Below are 1,952 nucleotides of genomic sequence, written 5' to 3' on the forward strand. Positions count from 1 at the left end.
GTATCTGTTTTTAGAAGAACACTATTAAAAGCCTCCATGTTCTTTATGGTATCATCTAAACTCTTGACTGCTTGATTATAGCTCGTGTTCACATTATCCAAACTAGGATTCGTTAATGTTAGGATATCGCTTATCCCTGCATAGATATTTTTCGTCTTACTGGAACTACTCTTCAATCCCTCAATCGGATCCTTCATCCGTTGCTTGATGCGTTCTAGGTATTCTGTCTTAATAATGGCACTGTTGTCGGTCTCTGACACCGTGTCTTGAAAGAGCTTCACAAGTCCATCATAGCGACTGACAATGCTATCTAGGGCATTGACATAGTTATCAACCAGTGGTATCTGATAGTTGGTCACCTTCTGGTTAATGGCATCCTTCACTGCGCCTTTAAGACTATCGGTTGAAACGACCTCTGATAGACGGCTTCTCGAAACAGATAGCTGTTCCTTGATACTATTTACCGAAATAACTAACAACTCTTTTTGAACTCGAACTTCGGATACATCAATCTTCATTCACTTCCTCCTCTGCGTAAACACTGGAAATCAACCCTGCGTCTAGATAGTCCTTACGCAGAGCTTCTTGGCAGTAGTGTTCATCCACGGTATCCGAATACCCTTCTGATACTACTCTCTTAATCAAGAGATTGCTTAAAAACAAGGGGGAAGTGTCAAAGCGTAAGCCAAATGGATAGCCATGACCGATGTAGTCCATATAATGGCCGTTATCCAAATCAACTCGACGTCCTGAAAGAACTACAAAAAAGTCCATCTGTTCGCTTTCAAATGACTCAACCAAGTCCTTAGGAAGAAGCTCACGATCAAGTTCGACAACAGTACCCAAAGGATAGATACGACTTAAACAGAGATCCACATAGGAAGCATACTGGATAAAAAGCGAACGAGGTAAGATGACTTCTTCTTGGAGACGCCGAATCCGCACGAGTTCTTTTTCATAGAAAAACTCCAACGGCGCCCCTATCATTGGATGATAATGATAACTAGGTTCGTCATTCATAAAAGCTATATAACAGGCCCGAAAAACATCTGGATGTCCTGATAAGGTCATCGCTACCGCTGTCAATACTTCCTGCTCCTTTTCAGATAGGTTACATCTAGACAAAGCTCGGTCGAATAAAATCAGTTGTTCTTCCTTCATGGTAGAAGACCTCCTGCTACGATAGCTCCTGCTACGATAGCTCCTGCTTCATGCGCGTCATCATCTAGCTTATTCTGACCTGCTTGTTCCATTTTTAGCGCATCTGAGCTGGTAAAATTTTTCAAAGTAACAATAGACTTGTTAAAGTGCTCCAAAACGTCATTAAAAGTGGTAAAAGGGGTAAGATCTGTGCGACTAAACCGCATATCACTTAGTTTACCGATTCCTGTAGTTGAAGTAGAAACATCTCTTGTAATAGTGTTCCAACTGGATTGATTTACACCTGTATCTACCATTTCTCTCCCTAATCCTCCATATATTCATAGACACGAGCCTGACGATAATAAGATGCTATTGCAGACTGTAGCTCACTTGATTGAGTTTCCAGACTACGTATCTTATCCTCAATAGCAGTTTTATTATTGTTATGGCTATCTCGAAAATTAGTAATATTGGTTCCTAAATTATAAAAATGACCTTCAAAATCTTGCTGACGACTTCCCTTAAAACTAGAGGAATCTAAAGGAAGAATCTGACCTAAAGATCTTGCACGATTATCAATAGACTGTATCTCACTTGCTAAACTACTGCTAGCTTTTCTTAATCTAGATATTTTCCCGTCAACTACACTTTTTGCTCTTTGAGCTTCAGCAGCTTGTCGACGAAATCTAGCCGCAATTTGTTTATAATACGACCCCATTTCCCTTCTCCTTTTTATAAACTGTAATTCATTTTAGCATATTTTGCGTAGAATCAACAACCCATATACATATTCTTAAGATTAAACTTAC

Annotated in this window: 4 protein-coding genes; all 4 read right to left on the reverse strand. The window is 39.7% G+C overall.

All coding sequences use genetic code 11. The features are described from left to right. A partial coding sequence (locus SORDD27_RS09365) for a T7SS effector LXG polymorphic toxin (protein WP_231069343.1) occupies nt 1-518 on the reverse strand: 518 nt, incomplete at its 3' end. Next, nucleotides 508-1,161, reverse strand: a complete 654-nt coding sequence (locus SORDD27_RS09370) for a DUF4176 domain-containing protein (RefSeq protein WP_061428696.1) — start codon at nt 1,159-1,161, stop codon at nt 508-510. The genes SORDD27_RS09365 and SORDD27_RS09370, both read right to left, overlap by 11 nt. After that, nucleotides 1,158-1,457, reverse strand: coding sequence for a hypothetical protein (locus SORDD27_RS09375; protein WP_061428698.1), 300 nt, complete (start codon nt 1,455-1,457; stop codon nt 1,158-1,160). Before SORDD27_RS09375 ends, SORDD27_RS09370 begins: the two co-directional genes overlap by 4 nt. A gap of 8 nt (nt 1,458-1,465) precedes the next feature. Then, the gene (locus tag SORDD27_RS09380) at nt 1,466-1,861 is read right to left on the reverse strand and encodes a YwqH-like family protein (protein WP_049506155.1); all 396 of its coding nucleotides are present in this window, start codon (nt 1,859-1,861) and stop codon (nt 1,466-1,468) included. Between the last annotated feature and the right edge of the window lie 91 nt (nt 1,862-1,952).

Source organism: Streptococcus oralis, from assembly GCF_001579025.1.
Taxonomy (GTDB): Bacteria; Bacillota; Bacilli; order Lactobacillales; family Streptococcaceae; genus Streptococcus; species Streptococcus oralis_X.

What these genes read in the sequence shown, in the direction of transcription:
- SORDD27_RS09370 (WP_061428696.1), bottom strand. Translation starts at nt 1,161, where the DNA reads ATGAAGGAAGAACAACTGATTTTATTCGACCGAGCTTTGTCTAGATGT.
- SORDD27_RS09375 (WP_061428698.1), bottom strand. Translation starts at nt 1,457, where the DNA reads ATGGTAGATACAGGTGTAAATCAATCCAGTTGGAACACTATTACAAGA.
- SORDD27_RS09380 (WP_049506155.1), bottom strand. Translation starts at nt 1,861, where the DNA reads ATGGGGTCGTATTATAAACAAATTGCGGCTAGATTTCGTCGACAAGCT.